At 57.3% G+C, this 21,832-nt stretch carries 19 protein-coding genes and 1 pseudogene; 3 read left to right on the plus strand and 17 right to left on the minus strand.

The genetic code is table 11. From position 1 onward, the window contains the following. Nucleotides 1–6 precede the first annotated feature (6 nt). From GOW09_RS01545 to GOW09_RS01565, 5 genes are all read right to left on the minus strand, one after another. Complete coding sequence (locus GOW09_RS01545; protein WP_171115111.1) at nucleotides 7–897, minus strand: NAD(P)-dependent oxidoreductase; 891 nt, start codon at nucleotides 895–897, stop codon at nucleotides 7–9. Nucleotides 898–1,120: 223 nt separating this feature from the next. Beyond that, nucleotides 1,121–2,302, minus strand: coding sequence for a mannonate dehydratase (uxuA, locus tag GOW09_RS01550; RefSeq protein ID WP_171115113.1), 1,182 nt, complete (start codon nucleotides 2,300–2,302; stop codon nucleotides 1,121–1,123). Next, on the minus strand, nucleotides 2,299–3,351 hold the full coding sequence (locus GOW09_RS01555) for a Gfo/Idh/MocA family protein (protein ID WP_171115115.1): 1,053 nt from the start codon (nucleotides 3,349–3,351) through the stop codon (nucleotides 2,299–2,301). Before GOW09_RS01555 ends, uxuA begins: the two co-directional genes overlap by 4 nt. Further along, on the minus strand, nucleotides 3,348–4,349 hold the full coding sequence (locus GOW09_RS01560) for a Gfo/Idh/MocA family protein (RefSeq protein ID WP_171115117.1): 1,002 nt from the start codon (nucleotides 4,347–4,349) through the stop codon (nucleotides 3,348–3,350). Before GOW09_RS01560 ends, GOW09_RS01555 begins: the two co-directional genes overlap by 4 nt. Then, a complete protein-coding gene (locus tag GOW09_RS01565) occupies nucleotides 4,346–5,362 on the minus strand; it encodes a Gfo/Idh/MocA family protein (protein ID WP_171115119.1) in 1,017 nt (338 codons plus the stop codon). The genes GOW09_RS01560 and GOW09_RS01565 overlap by 4 nt, the downstream gene beginning before the upstream one ends. Nucleotides 5,363–5,485: 123 nt before the next feature. Between GOW09_RS01565 and uxaC the strand changes: the two genes are divergently transcribed. Together uxaC and GOW09_RS01575 are read left to right on the plus strand one after the other, a co-directional pair. Beyond that, a complete protein-coding gene (uxaC, locus tag GOW09_RS01570; RefSeq protein ID WP_171116489.1) occupies nucleotides 5,486–6,829 on the plus strand; it encodes a glucuronate isomerase in 1,344 nt (447 codons plus the stop codon). Next, nucleotides 6,830–8,026 (plus strand): mannitol dehydrogenase family protein, encoded by a 1,197-nt coding sequence (locus tag GOW09_RS01575; protein ID WP_171115121.1) that lies wholly within the window; start codon nucleotides 6,830–6,832, stop codon nucleotides 8,024–8,026. On the opposite strand, the gene GOW09_RS01580 is transcribed toward GOW09_RS01575, so the two are convergent. From GOW09_RS01580 to GOW09_RS01625, 10 genes and pseudogenes are all read right to left on the minus strand, one after another. After that, entirely contained in the window at nucleotides 8,013–8,876 is an 864-nt protein-coding gene (locus GOW09_RS01580; protein WP_171115123.1) for a sugar kinase, read from the minus strand. The genes GOW09_RS01575 and GOW09_RS01580 overlap by 14 nt on opposite strands. After that, the gene (locus GOW09_RS01585) at nucleotides 8,873–9,754 is read right to left on the minus strand and encodes a DMT family transporter (protein ID WP_171115125.1); all 882 of its coding nucleotides are present in this window, start codon (nucleotides 9,752–9,754) and stop codon (nucleotides 8,873–8,875) included. The genes GOW09_RS01580 and GOW09_RS01585 overlap by 4 nt, the downstream gene beginning before the upstream one ends. A gap of 3 nt (nucleotides 9,755–9,757) precedes the next feature. Then, nucleotides 9,758–10,681, minus strand: a pseudogene (locus GOW09_RS01590) (NAD(P)-dependent oxidoreductase); the annotation flags it as partial. 101 nt (nucleotides 10,682–10,782) lie between these two features. Then, the gene (locus GOW09_RS01595; protein WP_171115129.1) at nucleotides 10,783–11,787 is read right to left on the minus strand and encodes a Gfo/Idh/MocA family protein; all 1,005 of its coding nucleotides are present in this window, start codon (nucleotides 11,785–11,787) and stop codon (nucleotides 10,783–10,785) included. Next, nucleotides 11,784–13,286 (minus strand): UxaA family hydrolase, encoded by a 1,503-nt coding sequence (locus GOW09_RS01600; protein ID WP_171115131.1) that lies wholly within the window; start codon nucleotides 13,284–13,286, stop codon nucleotides 11,784–11,786. Before GOW09_RS01600 ends, GOW09_RS01595 begins: the two co-directional genes overlap by 4 nt. A 24-nt stretch (nucleotides 13,287–13,310) precedes the next feature. After that, a complete protein-coding gene (locus tag GOW09_RS01605; protein ID WP_171115133.1) occupies nucleotides 13,311–14,261 on the minus strand; it encodes a phytanoyl-CoA dioxygenase family protein in 951 nt (316 codons plus the stop codon). Nucleotides 14,262–14,271: 10 nt separating this feature from the next. Beyond that, nucleotides 14,272–15,894 (minus strand): TRAP transporter large permease subunit, encoded by a 1,623-nt coding sequence (locus GOW09_RS01610; protein ID WP_171115135.1) that lies wholly within the window; start codon nucleotides 15,892–15,894, stop codon nucleotides 14,272–14,274. Then, complete coding sequence (locus tag GOW09_RS01615; RefSeq protein WP_371808007.1) at nucleotides 15,894–16,802, minus strand: TRAP transporter small permease subunit; 909 nt, start codon at nucleotides 16,800–16,802, stop codon at nucleotides 15,894–15,896. The genes GOW09_RS01610 and GOW09_RS01615 overlap by 1 nt, the downstream gene beginning before the upstream one ends. Next, nucleotides 16,753–17,922: a mandelate racemase/muconate lactonizing enzyme family protein gene (locus tag GOW09_RS01620; protein WP_171115137.1), complete on the minus strand. Its 1,170-nt coding sequence runs from the start codon at nucleotides 17,920–17,922 to the stop codon at nucleotides 16,753–16,755. The genes GOW09_RS01615 and GOW09_RS01620 overlap by 50 nt, the downstream gene beginning before the upstream one ends. 79 nt (nucleotides 17,923–18,001) lie before the next feature. Next, nucleotides 18,002–19,015 carry a TRAP transporter substrate-binding protein gene (locus GOW09_RS01625; protein ID WP_152458529.1) on the minus strand — a complete coding sequence of 338 codons (1,014 nt, stop codon included), beginning with the start codon at nucleotides 19,013–19,015 and terminating at the stop codon, nucleotides 18,002–18,004. A gap of 198 nt (nucleotides 19,016–19,213) precedes the next feature. Between GOW09_RS01625 and GOW09_RS01630 the strand changes: the two genes are divergently transcribed. Then, nucleotides 19,214–19,864, plus strand: a complete 651-nt coding sequence (locus GOW09_RS01630; RefSeq protein ID WP_171115139.1) for a GntR family transcriptional regulator — start codon at nucleotides 19,214–19,216, stop codon at nucleotides 19,862–19,864. Here GOW09_RS01630 and denD read toward each other — a convergent pair. Both denD and GOW09_RS01640 read right to left on the minus strand, forming a co-directional pair. Continuing rightward, nucleotides 19,861–20,829, minus strand: a complete 969-nt coding sequence (gene denD, locus GOW09_RS01635) for a D-erythronate dehydrogenase (RefSeq protein ID WP_171115141.1) — start codon at nucleotides 20,827–20,829, stop codon at nucleotides 19,861–19,863. The genes GOW09_RS01630 and denD overlap by 4 nt on opposite strands. Further along, entirely contained in the window at nucleotides 20,826–21,743 is a 918-nt protein-coding gene (locus GOW09_RS01640) for an NAD(P)-dependent oxidoreductase (RefSeq protein WP_371808008.1), read from the minus strand. The genes denD and GOW09_RS01640 overlap by 4 nt, the downstream gene beginning before the upstream one ends. Between the last annotated feature and the right edge of the window lie 89 nt (nucleotides 21,744–21,832).

The following is a 21,832-nucleotide window of genomic DNA, read 5'->3' on the forward strand; positions in this document are numbered from 1 at the left end:
GCCCCCTCAGCGATGCAATTCTGCGCCAACGATCTCTTCGATGACGCGGGTACACACCCAATTGTCGCCGTTCGGGTATTTGGTTTTTCCGGCGTGAAAGATCTGCATTGCGGACGAGGCTGTATGCATCGGTACGCCCAACGTACCGGCCAGTGCCAGAGAGATCGTCAGGTCCTTGTGCATGGTTGCGATATGGCTGCCGGTAGCCTCGAACTTGCGATCAATGATGTTTTCAAGGGCGGTATTCACCACACCGCACCCCGCGCTGGAGGATGAGAACACGTCAACCAATGCTTGACCGCTGACACCGGCTTTGGCCGCCAGGGCCGCAGCCTCGAATGTGGCGGAAAAGATCGATCCGATAAGGGATTGCAGGCAGGCTTTCACGGTTTGGCCGTCGCCGGCGTTTTCTCCGACCCGATGAATGGTTGCTGACACTGCCTGCATGACTTCGGCATTTCGGTCCAGTACATCCGCAGCGGCGGCAGCCATCATCGTCAATGTGCCGTTTTGCGCGCCGGGAAACCCACCCGAGACCGGCGTGTCGATCAGATGAATGCCCGAGCCCTCCATGTCTTGCCCGATAGCGCGGGCTTCGGCCGGGGTAATGGTCGCCGACAGGATGACCGTTCCGCCTTTGGGCATATTCGCAACCAGTCCGTCTTCACCCAGAATGACATCGCGGGCCTGATCTCCGTTCATCACCATGACAAACACACTGGCGGCGTGACGGCCGACCTGTCCCACGCTGTCCTTGGCCACGCCACCTATGTCGGTAAATGCCGTCATGCGCGTCTCGCTCAGGTCGAAACCTGATGTTTCAAAGCCATTCTTGATCAGGTTCTTGGCAAGGCCGCTGCCCATGTCGCCAAGACCGATTACGCCTGCAGTTTTCATTTGGAGTTCTCCCGTTTTTTCGCCATTTCCGTATGGCAGACGTTTCGAAAAATGATGCCCAATCGCATCGGTTTTCGCGGGAGTTTCACGCGTCTTGAACAGACGTCGGGCGAGTCCGGAAGACACCCCGCTGCCCGTTTACGTGCCGTAAGTAAACGAAGAACGCGGCGTTCAGGCAAGCAAAGAAGTGTTCCGGCGGGAATAAACCGCCTGACCGGACGCGTTATGAGAACGCCGCCATAATGCCGCGCAGTTCCGCCAGCCCGCGCATGCGCCCGATCAGCGGATAGCCCGGAGTGCTGTGTCCGCCCAGATCGCTCAGCAGTTCTTGTCCGTGGTCAGGCCGCATCGGAATTTGCCAGTCGCTACGTCCTTGAGATTTGCGGCGGCGTTGTTCGTTCATCAGCTCGCGAATGGTGCCGACCATGTCGGTGTCGCCCTCCAGATGCGGGGCCTCGTAGAAATCCGGTTTCTGGCTGTCTGATCCGGCGATGCGTCGGGTATTTCGCAAGTGAACAAAGTGAATCCGGCCGCCATGCCTGCGCACGAAATCCGGCCCATCGAATTCCGGGGAAACACCCAGAGACCCGGTACACAACGTTGCGCCATTCGACGGTATATCAACGGCATCCAAAACGGCGCCGTAGTCATCGTAGCTGGACATGATCCGCGGCAGGCCAAGCAACGAGAATGGCGGGTCATCAGGATGGCAGCACAAGCGCAGCCCCAGTTCTTGGGCCACCGGAGCGACCTCGGACAGGAAATCGACAAGGTTTGCGCGCAGCCGGTCATGGTCTATGCGGGCATATGTCTGCAACAAGGCGCACACGTCCTGTAAGCTCCACTGATCGTTGGCGCCGGGCAATCCCGCAGTGACATTGTGCTGCAAATGGGCTTTGGATTCATCCGACATGTGCAAGAAGCGATCCTTGGCCGTTTGCTGGACGGCGCTGGAATAGTCTTCGGACGCGCCCGGACGTTCGAGAATATGTATGTCAAATACAGCAAAGTCGGTCAGGTCGAACAGCATGGCCGTTCCGCCATGCGGCTGCGGGGCGCGAAGGGCGGTGCGCGTCCAATCTAGGATCGGCATGAAGTTGTAGCAAACGACTTTGACGCCACGGGCGGACAGGGCCCGGAGGCTGGATTTGTACGCCTTCAGATGCTCGGCCATGTCCGCCGACTGCGTCTTGATCGCCTCGGAGACGGGCAGGCTTTCGACAACGTCCCAACTGTACCCGGCAGCGGCCAGAACGGCTTGCCGGTCGGCTATGCTTGGTTCGTCCCAGGGCTGTCCCGGAGGGATGTGATGCAGCGCGGTGACGATGCCCTGAACCCCGACCTGATGGAGATCGGCCAGGGCGATCGGATCATCGGGTCCGAACCAACGCCAACATTGTTTCATGGCAGCCATCCTTCATACAGCGGGTGATCGGGCCTGATGGGAAGGGCAACGCGATGCCCGGTACGCGCCGCGTGATAAATCGCCGTCACAAGGCCGATGGACGCAGCGCCATCCTTCAACGTAACGACCGAATTTGTCTCGGACTGCAGCGCCTTGCCGATTTCAGTAAAGAACCCTTCGAACCCAGTTGGTTCGGCAGCGGCGGCTGCCAGGGCCTCGTCGATAGCGGATTGATCCACAGGGTCCCGCGCGACGAATGTCCAGGGCGTTTGACCCGGAGCGTAAGGTTCGGTGCCTGAGGTGGCAGTCACCTTTTCAAAGACGAACCGCAGGCGGCTTTCGTTCGTGGCGGCGCCCAAGGTGATATTGCTGGTGCACAAGGCTCCGGAAGTCATGCCAAAGCAGATTGCGGCGCAGTCTTCCGTCTCGATCAGGTTGACCCGCGTTGTGGTCATCGCAGACACCCAGGCGATATCACCCGCAATATGAGTCAGCAGATCATGGTTGTGGATTGCATGGCCCAGAACCGCGCCGCCGCGTTCACCGGCCCATGTTCCCCGCCACGGCACCGCGTAATAGTCCGCCCCTCGGGACCAATGGGTTTCAAGCGCGGCAGTTTGGACCGCTCCGGTCAGGCCTGCGCGTTGTAAGTGGCGCAATTGAGACAGCGACGGACCCCACCGGTATTGAAAGACTGGAAACACATGCTTGCCCGCGTTGCGTGCGGCTGCTGTGATCCGATCCACATCCTGCATCGAGGTCGCAAGAGGCTTTTCGCAGACAACGTGTTTTCGTGCGGCCAGTGCTGCAAGGGTAGTCGGTACATGCAGGTGGGGCGGCAGGCAAATGTCGATGACATCAATCGCCGGATCATCCAGCGCGTCCTGAATATTGGTCAGTGCTCGAAAATCCGAGTTCTGCCGGATCTGTTCGATCCGGTCCTTATTCTGGTCGACCACGGCGGTTACCCGGAAAGTACGGTCAAGCCGTTCCAGTGCGCTCAGATGTTGCGCACCGATACCTGCGCCAAGGATCGCAACGTTGATCATCTGCGTTCCGCCATTTCCTGCGCGTACAGTGCCAGTTCCATGACCGTAAAGCAGTGGGTCTGCGACATCGCAGTTTCGGTCCGGTTGCGGATGTCATCGGCCAGTCGCGCGAAGTAGGGAAGGCCGGCGTCGGATGCGTCGATCTTTTGGCAGGTTTCACCATTGACGAGGATCAGATGATCTGTCCCCGGGATTCCGCCCACATCGACGTATTTCCGCAACTCGATATATCCTTCCGTGCCCAGGATCGTCAGGCGACCATCCCCCCAGTTCGGCAAGGCATCCGGCGTGAACCAGTCAACCCTGATGTACCCGGTGCCATTCTCGCTGCGCAGATTGACCTCGCCGAAATCCTGCAGTCCGGGATCTTGAGGGTTTGCAAAGTTCGCCACATAGGCGTTCGTGATTTCTGCGGTTTTCGAACCCGTGTAGTGCAGGAACTGATCAATCTGATGAGAGGCGATGTCGGTCAGAATGCCGCCATAGCGGTCACGCTGAAAAAACCATTCTGGCCGGGTCGCTCGGTTCAATCGGTGTGGGCCAAGCCCGACCGTCTGGATCACGCGCCCGATGGCACCGGCCTCGACCAGCTCGGTCGCCCGGGTGCTGACGGGCGTTTCGAACCGTTCGGAGAAGTTCACCGACCAGATGCGACCGGTGTCCGCGACCGTTTGCTTGATCTGGTCGAGTTGTTCGAACGTCGTGCAGCCAGGCTTGTCGCTCATGACATCCATGCCGTTTTGCATGGCGCGGATCGTCAACGCGGCCCTATCTGCCGGTATTGCCGAAATCAGCGCGAGATCCGCCCCGCAGGTCAGGGCGTCTTCCAGTCGGGCCAGCCGCGGAATATCGGGAAACCTTTTGACGTAGCCCACCAGCGTTTCCGGATCGCCTTGTGTCCAATAGCCAACGCAGTCCACGCCGATTTTGCGCATGTTTTCTGTCATGCCATAGATATGGCGGTGGTCCAGGCCAAGGGCGACGCAGGTCAGGCTCATGCGATGACTCGTGTTTTCTGGCCGGTTCGATTGGCGATCTGCATCGCGTCTATGACGGCGTGTGTCAAAAGGGCACTGCGTCCGGTGGCCATGGGCAGCGTTCCACTGGAAACGGCCTTGGCAAAATCCTCGATGACCGCCTGGTGCCAGGCATGTGTGAACGCCATGGGATCGGCCCCTCCGCCTGTGGCGGCGGTCTCGCCGACCGTGGATTCCCGGCCGTCGAAAGTGGTCACGGTCAGGGCACCTGACTCCAGATGCGCTTTGGCTAGGGTGCCCTGGATCGTGATGGACTCAGCAGACCCGGGAAATTCGGCGGTGGTTGCCATCAACGTGCCTACCGCGCCGTTACCCATTTCAAAGACTGCACCTGCCCAATCCTCGGCCTCGAGATCGTGTAGTGGAGTTTTCCTCATCACGGCCTGAATGTCCGAGATCGGCCCCAGCATCCACATCGCTAAGTCAAGCGTGTGGATTGCCTGCGAGATCATGACGCCGCCACCGTCGCGTGCATAAGTGCCGCGACCCGGTTCGTCATAGTAGCTTTGATCGCGCCACCAGGGGACACGGATCTCGACCGTGGCAATCGCGCCGAACTCGTCCTGTTCGATGGCTGATTTCAGCGCCTGCGAGGCGGCGCGGGCGCGGTGCTGAAAGACGATGCCCAGCGGCACGCCGGACATCTCGCACTGCTCGACAATGGCTGTCGCGGCGTCCAGCGTTCTTTCGATGGGTTTTTCCATCAGGATCGGTTTCGAAGCGGTCGAAAGAACCCGCACCAACTCTGTGCGCTGATCGGGCGGGGTTGCGATAATCGCAAAGTCAACGTTTGGGTCGTTTGCAATTTCCTCGACCGAGCCGAATGCGCGGGTATCGTTTCGCCGCGCGAACTCAGCTGTTTTTTCAGGATTGCGCCCGAGGACGCCGGCAAGACTGAGGCCTTGTTCCGATGCCCGAATGGCGGCGACATGCGTGCCAGAAACCATTCCCAAACCAATCAACGCGATATTCATTAGATCCCCCGGATCACTCGGTCAGTCTGCGGGTTCGAACGGGAAAGATGCAACCATTAAAAACTGTGTTAACAATTGCGGGCGGCAGTATCGGAGGCAGAATTGACTGGTAATTTGAATGGGATGGCAGAAGACCTGTATCTGGGCATCAAAGACCTGCCGATCGTGTCTCCGCATGGTCACTGCGATCCGGGTTGGTTTGCAACCGATGCGCCGTTTCCCAACCCGGCAGAGCTGTTGGTGGTTCCCGACCATTACGTGTTCCGTATGCTCTATTCGCAGGGCGTTCCCTTGTCAGAACTCGGTGTTGGGGAAGAGGGGCGAAAGAAGGATCCTCGCGCCGTGTTCCGCGCCTTTGCCGAGCACTGGCATCTGTTTCTGGGAACGCCATCCCGGATCTGGATGAACTACGTGCTGCATGAAACGCTGGGCGTGTCTGACGAGTTGTCTTCGCGCACGGCAGACCTGATCTATGACAAGATCTCAGAAAAGCTCGCGCAACCCGAATTTCGCCCGAGGGCTTTGTTCGACAGGTTCGGGATCGAGGTTCTGGCCACCACGGATTCCGCTCTCGACGGCCTCGTGGAGCATCAGGAGATCCGTGCAAGCGGTTGGGGCGGGCGGGTTGTTCCGACGTTCCGCCCAGACGGGGTTTTGGATGGGGCGGATCCGGAGTTCGTACAGAACCTGAACAAGTTGGGTGAACTGACAGGTTGCGATCTGGGCAGCTATGATGGCTATCTCGATGCGCTTCGGATGCGGCGGGCTTATTTCATCCAGCTGGGCTGTACAGCCACCGACCACGGTATCGAACGCGTGCAGACCGAGTGGCTGGAAGATCCGGATGCGATGTACCAGCGGCTGAGACGGAGGGAAAGTACCGAACAGGACGCCCGTCGGTTCTATGGGCATATGCTGATCGAAATGGCGCAGATGTCTGTCGATGATGGTCTTACCATGCAGATACATGCTGGCAGCAAGCGCAACATGAACCATGCAGTAATGCGGGATTTCGGACGGGATAAGGGGGCCGACATTCCAATAGCGATGGACTGGGTCACGGGCCTTGAGGCACTGTTGAACCGGGTCGGAAACACGGCGGAACTGCGCATCATTCTGTTTACACTGGACGAAAGCACCTATGCCCGTGAACTGGCCCCGATGGCGGGACATTGGCCGTGCCTTCGGATCGGGCCGCCTTGGTGGTTCCATGACAGCCCAGCCGGGATTGCGCGGTATTTCGATCAGGTTGTTGAAACGGCCGGATATTTCAACCTGGCCGGATTCAATGACGACACGCGAGCCTTTCTGTCCATTCCTGCACGACACGACCTTTGGCGGCGGGGAGTGGCGATTCATCTGGCCGAGCAGGTTGCGCGCGGCTATTTCGATCGGGACAGTGCCGAGCATCTGGCGCGGTTGCTGGCGGTTGATCTGGCGAAACAGGTTTACGGGTTGCAAAGCTAGATGGGTACAATTCTTCACTTCGGCCTTGGAAATTTTGCCCGGGCGCATTTGCTGGACTACACCGATCAAGAGGGCGGATGGGACGTTGTCGGCGTCAGCCTGCGTTCATCCTCAGTTCGGGATGGATTGGCCCGTCAGGGTTTCGAGTACGACCTGTGCGTACAGGGGCAGGGCGTCCGGCGCATCAAGGCCCTGCGGGACGTTCTGGTCGCGCCCGAGGATCGTGCAACGGTTTTTGACGCGATGGCGGATGCCGAAATTATCTCGGCGACCGTGACCGAGAAAGGTTATTATTTGGATGCTGCGGGTAAGCTGAACCTTCAGGACTCGGCGATTGCCGCCGATCTGGCGGGGCAAGGGCCTGCGACGCTGATCGGCTTTCTGGCTTTTGGACTTGCGGAACGGCGCAAGCCAGTGACGGTGCTGAGTTGCGACAACCGCATGGAAAACGGAAAAACGTTCGAGATGGCCGTTTCCGATTTTGCGAATGCAGCCGGTCTGGACGTCAATTGGGATGCCGTTCGCTTTCCCAACGCGATGGTCGACCGGATCACCCCAGCCACTACGGACGCCGTTCGCGCAATCAGCGGCGATCCGATGGCCGTTCCGACCGAAGCGTTCTCGGAGTGGGTGATCGAAGACAATTTCGCCGGTCCGCACCCGGATTGGCCGGGCGTGCAACTGGTCGATGATGTGGCACCGCACGAGATGCGAAAGCTGCGCATGTTGAACGGTGCCCATTCACTGTTGGCTTATGCAGGTTTGGAGCGGGGCCTGACCTACGTTCACGAAGCGGTTCGAGACCCGGTCTTGCGCCCGCTGGTTTCCGGGTTGATGAAGGATGCGGGCGCAACGCTGTCCGCTGCGCTGCAAGCGCAGGTCATGGACTATGCCGAGGCTCTCTTGCGCCGGTTTGAAAACCCCGAGCTGGCGCACCGTTTGGACCAAATAGCGATGGATGGCAGCCAAAAGCTGCCCTATCGGTTTATTCCCACACTCCGTGAAACCGGGTCTCAGGCGGTGATCGCGGGGGTGCGGGCCTGGATTTCCTATTGCACGTCCGAGACCGCCAAGGGCAGGGCGCTGAATGATCCTTGCGCGTCGGAGATTGCCGCGGCGGTAAAGCAGCAAGATCCGCTAGTGCCGCTTTTGCGTCTTGTCGGCGCCGAAGACCTCGCGCCACTTATCCGGGAATGATGGCGCCGCGGAACTGAACAACGGTGGATGCCAGATTGTGTCCAGCCATCAGGGCCACGGCCTGTGATTTCCCGGTCAGCAAGGCCGCGAGGTACCCACCGTTGAAACTGTCGCCCGCCGCTGTGGTATCCAGTACGCTCTCGGCAGGCTCATAGGTTTGTTCAATGTTCTGACCGATGGACAGAGGGCCATTCTCACCGCGTTTCAACGCACCGATGCCGTGATGGACGGCAAAGCGTGCTGCCACCTGATCCGCGCTTTCCCCGAACAGTGCCATCTCGTCGTCGATGGATGGCAGGGCAATGTCAGCACGCCGCCAAAGCCGCTGGTTGATCTGCCGGGCGTGTTCAACGCTGTCCCAAAGACGCGGACGAAAGTTGCTGTCATAGACCAACCGGACGGAAGAGCCTTCGAGCCAGTCCAGAAGTGCAAGCCGAACCGCATGCGGAAGAATGGCCACAGAAATACCCGACAAGTACAGCACGTCATAACCGTTCAACGAGCTGAAATCGTGATCGGCAAAAAGCTGGCGGGCGGCCGCCTCACTGCGCCAATAGGTAAAGCTGCGTTCACCGTCCGCGGATGTCGTGATTGCATATAATCCAGGAGAGGCGTTCGGAACGATGCGGATGCCGGATGTCCCGATGCGATGGCTGGCGATGAAGTCCGCGATGCGCCCCGAAAACGGGTCGTCACCCAGACATGTCATATACCCCACCTGCAGGTCAGGCGCTGCGCGGCGCATGTAGATGGCTGTGTTCAGCGTATCCCCCGCGACGCCTACCTGTGCGCCGGTTTCCAGCATGGACAATTCGATCATTGCTTCGCCGATGCAGGCAATTCGCGTCATTTCTTTTCTCTTTTCCAGATGATGAGCCCGGCGACCATGATCAGCGCAGCTCCTGCCAACGTGAATGCATCCGGTACCGTGTTAAAGAACAGATAGCCCCAAATCGCAACATAGACTAGGAACGAATAGGTGAATGGCATCAACTGGTTGGCCGTTCCGAACCGATGCGCGTTCGTCAGCAGTTGATGCCCGCCCCAGCCAAAGACGCCAAGGCCGATCAGGACAATCAGGCTCCAGGTGTTTTCCGGCTGGACCCAGAACCAGAGGGCGAAGGGCAACAGAACCACAGTCCCGGTAAGCCCGAGGTAGAATTGCATGGTGTCCACCGCAACAACCCCGGACAGCCTGCGCGTCATGATCGAGTACAAGGCCAACGCGGTGGCGTTGTAGACGATCAGCAGCATAGTTGGATGAAAGGCCGAACCAAACGGCCGCACGACAACCAACACTCCCAGAAAGCCCAGGATGATGGCCGCCCAACGCCATGGGCCCACGCTTTCTTTCAATACAAAGACGGACAGAAAACACACGATGACAGGGCTGGAAAACATGATTGCCGATACGACGGTCAGAGGCAAAAACCGCAGGGCATAGAAATTAAAAACGGTCGCCGAGATCAGCAACAAGGCCCGGCTTATGACTTGCCATGGATGGTCCGTTTTGAACCGGCCGGCCTCAATCCCACCTTTGGCGATCACAACCACCGAGATCACGAAGTGCCCCGCATAGCGCATGAACGCCAACTGAAATGCCGGCACGCCGGCCAACGCCAACCACTTGGCCCCAAGGTCCACCAGCGAAAAGATCAGCCACGCCATCAGCATCAGCACGATGCCAAGGCGCGGCAGGTCCGCAGTGGGGTTGGCGGTGACGCCCATCGATTAGGTGTTGAAACGCTTGACGTAGTAGTCAACCATCTGGCTGACCATGTCATCCGCCTGACCGTGGTCGCGCGCGTCCTTCAGCGCCGAAAGCGCACCCTGCGACATCACGCTTGAAACGCCTGCCTCGCGCGCCATTCGATCATAGTACCCAAGGTCTTTTGCAGCGTTCTTGATGGCAAAGGCCAGCTGGTTTGGATCATTCTCGACACCGTAGGCCTTCACGAAATCCATCATTCCGGAATGCAGCGGCCCTGCGGCCATCACGTCGTACAGCTGCTTGCGGTCAACACCGGTGATGTCGGCAATGGCAAAGGCTTCGGCCATCGCGTTCGCAACGGTCATTCCGAAGAAGTTGTTGATCAGTTTGATGGTGTGTCCCGATCCGACCGGGCCAAGGTAAAAGACGTTCTCGCCCAGATCCTTCAGTGTCGGCTCGGCCTTGTCAAAGGCCGCCTTGTCGCCGGAAGTCATGATGTTGAGCTTGCCTTCCAGCGCGTGCGAGGGCGTCCGGCCAAGCGGCGCATCAAGATAGTTTCCGCCGGCTGCGGCAACCTCCTTGGCCAGGGCGCGCGTACTGCCCGGAAGTGAGGTGCCAAAGTCGATGACGATCGCCCCGGGTTTCAGTCCCGCGATCACTCCATCAGCACCACGCATACGGCCCTCGACCTGTTCAGAGGTTCCCATGCACAGCATCACGATGTCGCAGACCTGAGCCAGTTCCCGGGCGTTTTGCGCCTCGCGGGCGCCCCGGTCAATGGCGGCGTCCAGATGTGTGCGGTCTCGGTTTCCCAACACGGTGACCGAGTATCCCTGGTCCAACAGCAGGCTCACCATGGCTCCGCCCATGAGACCCAGGCCGATAAACCCGATTGATGGTTTGCTCATTGGTTTCCCTTTCCGTGAATGTGTCTGGTTTTCATTCTTGTGTCTGGCGTGTGCGGTTTCGCGGTTTGGATGCTAATTCGCCCGGAGGACAATCGCTGGTTCTTGAGTGGCAGGTATATTGCCGGACCGCATGTACATCAGGCCGGCGCCCGCACTCGAGCTGATCGCGCCTTAAGCCCCATTTCGATCCTTGATGTGACTTCGAGCGTCCGGGCCGCATCCTCGACGTCGATCAGTGGAGACGCGCCGTCGATCACGTCAAGAAAGTGATCCAGTTGCGCCTCCAGCGGTGCGCGTTGCTGTTCCGGTCGTGTAAGTTGGTTTTTTTGGGCCGCAGTGCTCCAATCATTTCCGCGCCACAGGGTCATAGAGGGAAAACTGACAGCGCCGCTGGTTCCCGTGATCCACATCATGTCCTGGTGGGTCGTGCCGATGTTCGGATTTTCGCCGGTTCCGGCTTCAAACCCCCAGGGACTGGGCGCGGTGTCAGCAAAGCTGATGGCGCCCGTCGCGCCGTTTTCGAACGCAATCGCGACCGCGCCGCTTTCTATCCGATCCGATCCGCGGATCGACGCACCGGGCAGGGCGACGACATCCGAGATTTCTCCGATCACAAAGCGCAGGACATCGATATCATGCACCAGGTTGATCATGACCGGGCTGCCATCCGAAGTCCGCCAGTTCTGTTCAAAATAGCTTTCGGGCTTGCGCATGGCCCACAACAACGAGACGTTGATGACTTGTCCGATCGCACCTTTCTCGATCACTTTTTTCAGGTGCTGCAAGGTGCTGTGATACCGCCGGTGGTGCCCCACCAGGCTGCGGACTTCGGCTTGACGAACGGCCGTCTTCAGGCGCAGGGCATCATCGACCGACGCGGCAACCGGCTTTTCGATCAGCATGTGCCAACCGCGGGATGCGGCCAGAATGCCATGTTCGGCATGCAGGCGGGTCGGCGTTGCAATGATGACGCCATCCACCGGGTCCTGCACCTCGTCCATGCTGGCAAAACGCGGCGCGTCGATCTGGATCGAGCCGTCCGGATCGGCCAACCCGACCAACATGCAGCCGGGATGCTCGATCACGGCGCACACGTGGCGGATACCTATCAATCCGCCGCCGGCTACAAGGATCCGTTTCACATCACCGCTCCGATCTGCCAGGGAACGAACTCGTAATCACCCAAGCCCTGCGCCTCGGACTTGGTTTGCTCACCCGAGGCGACTTGGAGCAGTCGTCGGTATATTTCCTGTCCTTTTTCTTCGACGCTGACGCCTTTGGTCAGGATGTCGCCCGCATCAACGTCCATGTCTTCAGGCATGCGCGCTGCCAATTCCGAATTGGTGGCGATTTTGAGCGTGGGCGCCGGTTTCGATCCAAATGCAGAGCCGCGCCCCGTGGTGAAGCACACAAGGTTGCACCCGGCAGCGATCTGCCCTGTCACCGAGGCTGGGTCATATCCGGGGCTGTCCATAAAGGTGAAGCCCTTGGCGGGGATGGGTTCGGCGTACTTGAACACACCGGTCAAAGGGCTGGTTCCGCCCTTCGCCGCCGCCCCCAGCGATTTCTCAAGGATGGTCGTCAGACCCCCTTGTTTGTTGCCGGGGCTTGGGTTGTTGTCCATCGAACCGTGATTGCGGGCGGTGTAGTCCTGCCACCAATCGATCAGTCCGATCAGACTTTCCCCGGTTGCGCGATCAAGGGCACGGCGGGTCAAAAGGTGTTCGGCTCCGTAAATCTCGGGCGTCTCAGCCAAGACACCCGTGCCGCCTTGGGCGACCAACAGATCGCAGGCGCGTCCGAGCGCCGGGTTCGCGGTCACTCCGGACCAGGCGTCCGATCCACCGCATTGTAGCGCAACCATCAATTCGGACGCAGGGGCTTCGCTGCGCCGCGCCTCATTGGCAATGGGAAGCATCTGATTAATCTTGGTGATGCCCATTTCCACGGTCCGGCGCAGTCCGGCGATGTTCTGGATGTTCATCGTCTGAAAAGTGGGGCTTTGCTTCAACCCATACGCATCCAACAGCCAGTCGATCTGGTTCATCTCACAGCCCAGACCGACCATCAGAACGGCAGCGTGGTTGGGATGTTTCGCAAACCCCCACATGACCCGTTGAAGAGCTTCGAAACCGTCGCCTGAATCGGCCATTCCGCAGCCCGTTCCGTGGACAAAGGCCACCACGCCGTCGACATTTGGATACTCGGCCAGCTTGTCCGGCGTGAAGTGATTGGCGATCATGCGAGCCGCCGTCGCCGAACAGTTCACGGTGGTCAGAACCGCGATGTAATTCCGCGTACCGACCCGACCACTGTCCCGGTGGTAGCCCATGAACGTATCGACCGAAGCGGCGGGTCTCATAGGCCTGTGATCCGTCGCAAACTCATAGTCCACGCTGGTGTTGCGGAACTCGACATTGTGGGTATGCACATGATCGCCGGGGTGGATCATTTGGGTCGCGTAACCGATGATCTGGGCAAATTTTCTCACCGGATCGCCCGGTACAATCATCTGCGTGGCGACCTTGTGGCCCGACGGGATGCGCGCATTGGTCGTGACATCCTCGACCACACTGCCGGCCTCCAAGGGCCGAGTTGCAACCACCACGCTATCCATTCGATCTAAACGTACAAAAGTCATAATCAGCTTTCCTGGCAGCCGAATCTAAGCGCAAAAGGGCGAGTCCGATGTCCACCGGTGAATATCTATGTGCGGTTGCCCGGACAGCCTTGCCCGCGCCGCCTCCCAATTTGACTTGCAGACACGCCAATCCCGCAGCTCGGTTTCGGGGCGTGATCTGGACCTCGCGATAAAGCTTGGGAAATGGTCTCGACCGGTGGGTTGGCCTGCTGCACTGAAGCGGATGTCGAACGACCAGCGGAACCGGTCCGTTTCGTTGACCAGCGACGCATGTGGTGTCAGAGGGTGAAACAGGATGATCCCGCCCGCCTTGACAGGCAGGGGCAGGGCGCGGTCTTCGTCAATGAACCCGTCGGCAATGCCTGTCTGAGTCCGCGCGCAATGCGGCAGGATGGATTGGTCCTTTGCCTTAGGCAGCACTTGCAGGCAGCCGTTTTCGACCGTTGCATCGTTGACGGCAATCCAGACCGTGACCATGTCGGTCTGGTCCGCATCCTCCAACGCAACTGCCCGGTCCTGATGCCAGTCCGTTGCGGTGATATGCGCCCGCACCTCGTCCTTGGACAGCTTGAGGGCAGGGGGCTTCAGCCGAACGTGCTGGATCGGATTGCTGACCAACTCTGGCCCGATCAACTGCTCAACGATGTCCAGCATGGGTTGGGCCGTCAGCAAGTCGAACACGGCGGGCCCAATATGGAAAGGTGTGTCAGCCATGATCCGGTCGCCGGGCAATGAGATGTCCAATGGCTGAAAATAGTCGCAACCGGCCTGATAGGCGGACAGGAGTTTGTCCCAGAAGGACATCCCGGACGGTTCGTCCTTGACCAGCCCTTTATCGTACCAACCGTCATATAGCCGGTTCAGGACATCCGAGTATTCGGACTGCACCCGATCCAGGACATTGCCGGGAATTACATCCTCGACCACGAGGTATCCATCGGTCTGGAACTTGCCAATCTGATCTTGTGTCAGCATGTGTGCAACCTCACAAAAGCAGCGCGATGATGCCCGGCCAGATCAGAAGAACGGAAAGTGCCAGCAACTGGATCCCGATGAATGGCAGGAAGCCGCGGAAGATATCCGTCAGGCTGATATGCGGCGGAGCCACAGATTTCAGATAGAACGCAGCCGGGCCGAACGGGGGGGACAGGAAGCTGACCTGCATGTTCATACAGAACACGACGCCAAACCAGATCGCGACATGACTCGGTTGCAACTCGCCAACGAGACCGATTTCCTCGATAGGAAGGCGCAGGACGATCGGCAGAAAGACCGGAATGATTAGCAGCACGATGCCGACCCAATCCATGAACGCGCCCATGAACAGCAGGATCAGCATCATTACCAGAATGACCAGCATGGTCGGCAGGTCTTGCCCGACGATCAGGTCGGCCACGTATTGAGGTCCGCCGGCAATGGTGTAGGCACCCGCCAGCGCGGCGGCCCCGATGGTGACCCAGATGATGGTGCCTGTTGATTTCAGCGTCCGCATCAAGCTGTCCCAAACCAGCTCGAATGATCCTTCGCCCCGCAGAATGGCGATGATCAGAACAGCGAAGGCACCCATGCCCGCAGCCTCGGTGATGCCCGTGATCCCGCCATAGATCGAGCCGAGCACGACGCCGATGACGACCAGCGGCGCGACGAGACCTTTGCCCATTTCCCACCCGATTTTGGCGCGCTGTCTGCCAAAGACGAAGAAGATCAGCAGAAGGGCGATGATCGTGATGCCGGCAAACCAGGGCAGGTAGTCAGCCGTACCCAGCCGTGCGGGCTCGCCCTGGCTGGCAGCGTTCGAGCCGGAAAGCTCGAAAAACGCAGCGCGGATAAACAGAACGGTAGAAAATCCGGCGACGACGATGCTCATGAAGGCCGCAAACAGTTTGCGCTTTTCAGCCGGTTCGGGGTCGCTCGGGTCCGGTTCCGGAAGCGGCGCGTGGTGAGGATTTAGCCGCGTGCGAATGATGATGTACAGGATGATCATCGAGGCCAGCATGAAGCCGGGAATGAAAGACGCGGTGAACAGCGACTTGATCGAGGTTTCGGTGATCAGCCCATAGATGATCAGAACGATCGAGGGTGGGATCATGGTCCCCAGCGACCCCGAGGCACAGATGACGCCGATCGCGAGGTTCTGATCATAGCCGAGGCGCAGCATCTGGGGCAGGGCGATCAGGCCCAGCAGGACAACCTCACCGCCGATGATGCCGGACATGGCCGCCATGATCACTGCCATAATCGAGGTCACGATCGCGATACCGCCACGCGTTCTGGACAGCCAGACATTCAGCGACGAATACATGTCGCGCGCGATCCCGGACCGCTCTAGCAGCGACGCCATGAAGATGAACAAAGGCACGGAAATAAGCACGTAGTCCGTTAAGAGCCCGTATATCTTTTGCGCCAGAATATAGAGTGGCCCAGTGCCTGGCCGCCCGGTGAGAATCCCGTCGCCGAATGAAAACGGGTTCAAAAGAAGTGTCGGTTCGAACTTCAGGACAAGAACCAGAACCGCAAGCGAAGCCGAGGCCAGACCCAGGGGCATCCCGATCGCCAGGAGAATGATCAGGGCGACCATCAGGATGAGTGAGATTGTTCCAATATCCATCAGTCTTGTCCCACCGCCCGTTTGATCATTTCAATTTCGTCTTCGTCCGGTTCATCTGTGTGGATTTCCGGTTCTTTGTTCCAATCCGCAACCAAGTTCAAAATTGCCTGCATTGCGACAAGCGTAATCACGATCAGTACCATCGGCTGCAACGTCGCCGGGATCGGAGGATTGAAGGCGGAGCCGTAAAGCTCCCATTTATAGAGCTTGTTGACGAACACCTGTTTGTAACTGCCGTAGACCAGAAAGAAGGCAAACAGGACGATCAGTATTGTTGAAACCGTGTCAAAAACGCGCTGAAGCCAACGTGGAACTGCGTCGTAAAGCAGGAATATTCGTATGTGACTGCGTTGCTGCATGGCGTAGTAGCCAGACATCAAAAACACAAAGCTGGCGAACCAGAGCGTCATTTCGTTGGCCCACTCGGTCGGCTTCTCAAGGATATAGCGCATGAAGACTTCGTAGAGCATGACGACAGTCATGATTGCGATCATCATCATCGTAACTCGGCCTATGAACAGGGCGAAACGATCCATAACCGTCGAGCCTTCGAACTCCATCGTCGCCGGGCGCACGGTCTTTGTACCAATCACTGCAAGAAACGGCAGAAGGACGAGCGCAGCCACGTCGATGATGTCGACAAACCCCCCGAACACACCAGGTAATTCGGGCGTGACGTCGCTGCGTAGATATATTTCCGTTACCTGACTTTTGAGGGATTCAGAGGTGTAAGGCAGCCAATCCAACAGGAATGCTGGAAGATGCCAAACAAGCCAACTGGCAGTCGCGACGAAGGCCAACGGTATGAGCCATTCAATTGGTCCGCCTGAATTCTTGTGCATCGCGTAACCCTCGTCCCTATCCTTCGATCCTGTAATGATCGATAAAGTCTCGATCCGGCTCGACACCCAGTCCGGGGCCAGTCGGGATCATGACACGGCCATTATTGGCCTTGACCTGATTTTGAATTTCCAGCGGTACGGTCAGCAGATCGTCCCGAAATTTGTTGTCCGTTGTGTCGAACTCCAGCATCGGCTCCCATGGATGCAAACCGCCTGGAATTGATGGCATGGCCGCCAGTAGGTGCAGATTAGTTGCGACGGCGATGGCGCTGCCCCAGACGTGATTTACGACCGGAGTGAAATGTGCGTGGCATAGAGCCAGTACCCTGAGATACTCTGAAACACCGCCCAAAGCGCATACTTCTGGCTGCGCTATATCAATGCCGCGATTTTCAAGAAGATTGCGCCAGGCCCAGCGATTGAATACCGCCTCTCCGCCCGAGATGTTGACTTTAAGCGAAGCGCGCAATTCTCGGTATCCTTCCATGTCTTCTGGCGCGACGGGTTCTTCGAACCAATATGCGTCCAGTTCTTCCAGCGCCCGACCGACAAAAAACGCGTCCGAAGTCGTATAGGCATGGTTCGCATCGACCATAAAAGGAAAGTCGTCACCAACTCCGCGTCGAACTGCTTCGCACAGCTTCACATCAGGCTTCGGGCCAAAGCCCGTTTTCATTTTGGTGGCGGTAAATCCCATTGCCTTGATCTTTGCGGCTTCATCCTCAAAACGGCTGGCCAAATGAGAAATCGGTTCATCCCGGAGCATCATGCCGTAGCCGTAGCAAGGAACGCTTTTGCGATGCGCGCCCCCGACAAGTTTATGGAGGGGGAGGCCAGAGATTTTTCCGGTAATGTCCCAAAGTGCGATGTCCACCCCGGACAAAGCCTGTATTGGCATTCCGCCTTGGCCATGGTCTCGCAAAAGGTTGTACACCTTGTGCCAGATCACGTCTTTGTCCAAAGGGTCCAAGCCGAGGACCATTGGTTGGATGACCTTTTCGACGATGGACTTGTTGGCTATGGCTACGTTTCCGGGACCAAAGCACTCGCCCCAACCGGTTACCCCTTCATCTGTCTGAATCTCGACCAGATGGGTTGTGCGCCTGTCATAATACTGTTGCGAATAGCCCAGAACTTCCGGCATGTCGTACTGCAGTACATGACTTATAATTCTGGTGATTTTCATGAAGTTCTGAATCCTGGCGCAGATGCGGAGAGGCCGCTGGTGCGGCCTTTCCGAGTGTCCTAATTCGGTCGAAGCCTGATTACTGCATTGCGCCCAGGTCACGCAGGAAGTTGATGTGGCTTTCCAAAAGCGCCTGTGCCTCAGGAGTCGTTGCGAATTCAGTCCAACCAACCTGAACGGCCGCGCGATACGCTGCCAGGTCTTCAGGCGACCATTCGTACAACTGAACACCTTTTGCCTTCAGGTCTTTTGCAGTCTGAGCGTTCTGCACTTCATTGATTGTCGCATTGTGCAATGCCAGGCTATCCATTGCGACTTCCATGATCTTCTTGTGGTGCGCAGGCATCGCTTCCCAGACGTCTTTGCGACAGGCCAGATGATCTGCAGGCATCGAGTGGAAACCGGGATAGTTTGTATGACCGGCGATCTCGTACAGACCGAGGCCCACGTTGTTAGTCAGGTTCGCAGCATCCGCACCATCAATGATGCCGGTTTCCAAGGCCGTAAAGATTTCGTTGAAGTCCATCACGATCGGAGAAGCACCAAGTTCCGCGAACACTTTGGTTGCAAGGCCTGGAGGCGAGCGGAATTTCCAATCCTTGAAGTCTTCCACTTTTGCAATCGGCTTGGTCGAAGAAAGCGACTCCGGCCCGGGAATCCACCATCCGATGAACTCCATGTCGTAGCCGTTGTATAGATCGTTTACAGCTTCTCTTCCGCCGCCATGAAGAAGCCAAGCCATTTGCTGGTATGGGTTCTGATATCCGCCGAGCAGGTCACCCGCAAACTGGAAGGCCGGGTTTTTCCCGGTCTGATAGCCGCCGCCCGTCATGTCGCAATCCAGAATTCCCGTAGCCGCGGCATCGAAGGTTTCAACTGATTTGACCACCGAAGAGGAATAGAACATTTCAACTTCGATTTCGCCGTTCGACATTTCCTGAATGTCTTCAACGAATTTTGCAGCCATCTGGCCAGACAGAGTTTCGGGCGAAAAATGCGTTTGAATTCTAAGCTTCGTTGTTTCAGCCATTGCGAAACCGGCTGCCATTGTCGTGGCTACGGCCGCCACGGCCGCTGTCTTGACTATTTTCATATTGTCCTCCCAGACGTTGTGCGTTGCGCGGTGTGGAAGATCTTGCCGCCTCCTTTGCTGTCACGCAGGTAAACGTTAAGCCGACGAATCGAATGCAACAAGAAAAAATTGAAATTTCTAAAAATTTCGAGATTCTTGCGATAATTCGAAAAAAAGGTTAGGACGCTACTTGGACAAAACTTTAAGGTGCATGCCGGTATGAACGAAGAAATAGATATTTATCAAGACCTTAAGATGCGCCTGATCTCTAATGGATTCGAGCATGGAGCCAAGGTGCGGGCCGAAGAACTACGTAAAGTGTATGGCTGTTCCGCAAGTGCGGTTCGTGAAGTCCTTTTTCGTTTGGCCGCTGTTGGTCTGGTGGACTTTCAGGAACAAAAAGGTTTTCGCGTACCAATGCGTTCACCGCAGAAGCTTATCGAATTGACACATGTCCGTGTTCTGTTGGAGGCCGAAGGTACCGCAATGTCGATCCGAAATGGCGGGGTGGATTGGGAAGCAAGATTGACGGCTGCACATCACAAACTCAGCCATATCGAAAAACGCATTCACGCCACGGACGACCCAAGCGACCTTGTCGAGATCTGGTTTGCCTCGGAAAAGGAGTTTCACCAGACGCTTATTTCTGCCTGTGGCTCGGAAACCTTAAAACAATTGCATAGCCGGATTTACGCGCAATTCAGACAACAGTTGATGGTGGCAGACCGGAACTTTGAGTTCATTTCTCAGAACATAAGGCATCATGCAGATATACTTGAAGCGGCATTATCAGGGGATGAGCAGTTAACACGGGAGAAAATCCACAATCATCTGAAACGCCATCTAACCGGAAAGACGATGGGCGACTAAGGCCGAAAATCGTCTTCCAAATAGACCTGAATGATTTCATCAAAACTTGATTCCGCCTCAAACCCCAGCTTCAGAGCGCGATCTGTTTGAAAGTCGCGCGGCCAATTCTTGACAATTCCTTCAATTGCCTTGTCTGGTTTTCGCCTGATTAGGCCAACAGCGTCTTGACCGGCGACATTGCGCAGAGCTTCGATTTGTTCGGCGACGGTGCAACTGACACCTGGCATGTTCAAGGCGCGTCGGTCATTCAAAAGCTGCGTGTCCAATGTTGCGGCGTGGGTCAAAAAAGTCGCAGCGGCGCGGGGGCTAGCGTGCCAGTGTCGAATAGTTTCGGCAACTGGCAAGACAGCCTCATCCCCATTCAATGGCTCTCGGATTATACCTGAAAAGAAGGACGAAGCGGCAGCGTTGGCTTTGCCCGGGCGCACACACAAAGTGGGCAAGCGCAAGGAAACACCGTCGATATATCCTTTCCTGCTGAAATCCGTGATCATCAATTCAGCCGCCGCTTTCTGCGCTCCGTAACTTGTCAAAGGTGCCGAGAGGAATTCATCGCTTATCTTTTCAGGGAATGGTGACCCGAAAACTGCTATGGACGAGGCAAAAACCAGGCGAGGTGTGTACTCCCTTCCTGATGCCTCGTGTTCATCCTTAAGTGCGTTCAGCAGTGCCCACGTTGCCATAAGGTTTACATCCCAACCCAACGCAAAGTCTGTTTCAGCTTGGCCTGAAACGATAGCTGCAAGATGAAAAATGACGTCTGGCCGCTGCGTAGCAAAAGACTTAGCTATGCCTGACGCAGTCAAGTTCCCCACAACTTGATTACCTGCCGCACTGTCGGGCGGGAACGAGAGATCGAACAGTGAAACTTGGGCATCGGCTCCAAAGGTTTCTTGGGTCGACACGCGATGGGCCAGTTTCTGGCCCAGCATTCCTCCGCCGCCTATAATCAGGATCCGCGTCACAGCATTCCGTTCCGTTTTTTGAGTTCTAGATACAAAGCCGAATGATCCAGTTCGGCCCCATCCATTTCGTCAATCAGATATTCGAAACGGTCGCGCACAGATTGGGTGCTAGGTAGCTCAACGCCAAGGCTTCGCGCTTCCTCCAGCGTGTTGTCCAAATCCTTCAACTGAAACTTGGACAAACCTCCGGGTACAAAATTTCCGTTGGACATGCGTTCGCCATGTTGTTGCAAGATAATGCTATCAGCAAATCCCCCCTTCAGTGCAGCCCTCAACGCGGCAGGGTGGGCCCCGCCTCGCTGAGCCAGTAAAGTCGCTTCGGCGACAGCCGATATAGTCACAGCGACAATCGTCTGGTTGGCCAGTTTGCACAATTGACCAGAACCACTTGGGCCTACATGCACAGGGCGGCCCATTGCTGACAGAACCGGTCGCACGCGCTCCATAACGTCCTGATCACCACCGACCATGATCGCAAGCGTGGCAGCTTCGGCACCTTTGGTGCCGCCGGAAACCGGGGCATCCAGATGCTGCAACCCCATCGAAGACAATTGCGCGGATTGTTCTCGGGCGTGTTCGGGTTTGGCGCTGGACATATCAATCCAGATCATTCCGGGTTTGAGTTGTTTGCGGAAAGCCTCGTCAGAAAGTAGCGCGCCGCTCGCGTATCCGTCCGACAGCATCGTTACAATTACGTCTGCACCCGAAACCGCCAGCGGGGCAGTTTCCGCCAATGTCGCGCCTTCCGCCGTCAACGGTTTTGCCTTATCCAAGCTGCGGTTCCATACAGTTAACGGAAATTCGGCGCGCAAAATATTCCTCGCCATAGGAGCGCCCATCAGGCCGGTTCCCAATAGAGCTACTTTGAACTGCTTGTTCATAATCCTCTGTCCTTCCGAAGGTGCGCCACGCATGGTTATGGCCAAACCAAAATCTCTGTCATACGCTAACGGCTCTGGGCCCACATGCCAGAAGTCGTTGCAAATCCACCAAGGTTTCTTTG

It is taken from the genome of Ruegeria sp. HKCCA5463 (genome assembly GCF_013034175.1).
In the GTDB taxonomy this organism is placed as follows: Bacteria; Pseudomonadota; Alphaproteobacteria; order Rhodobacterales; family Rhodobacteraceae; genus Ruegeria.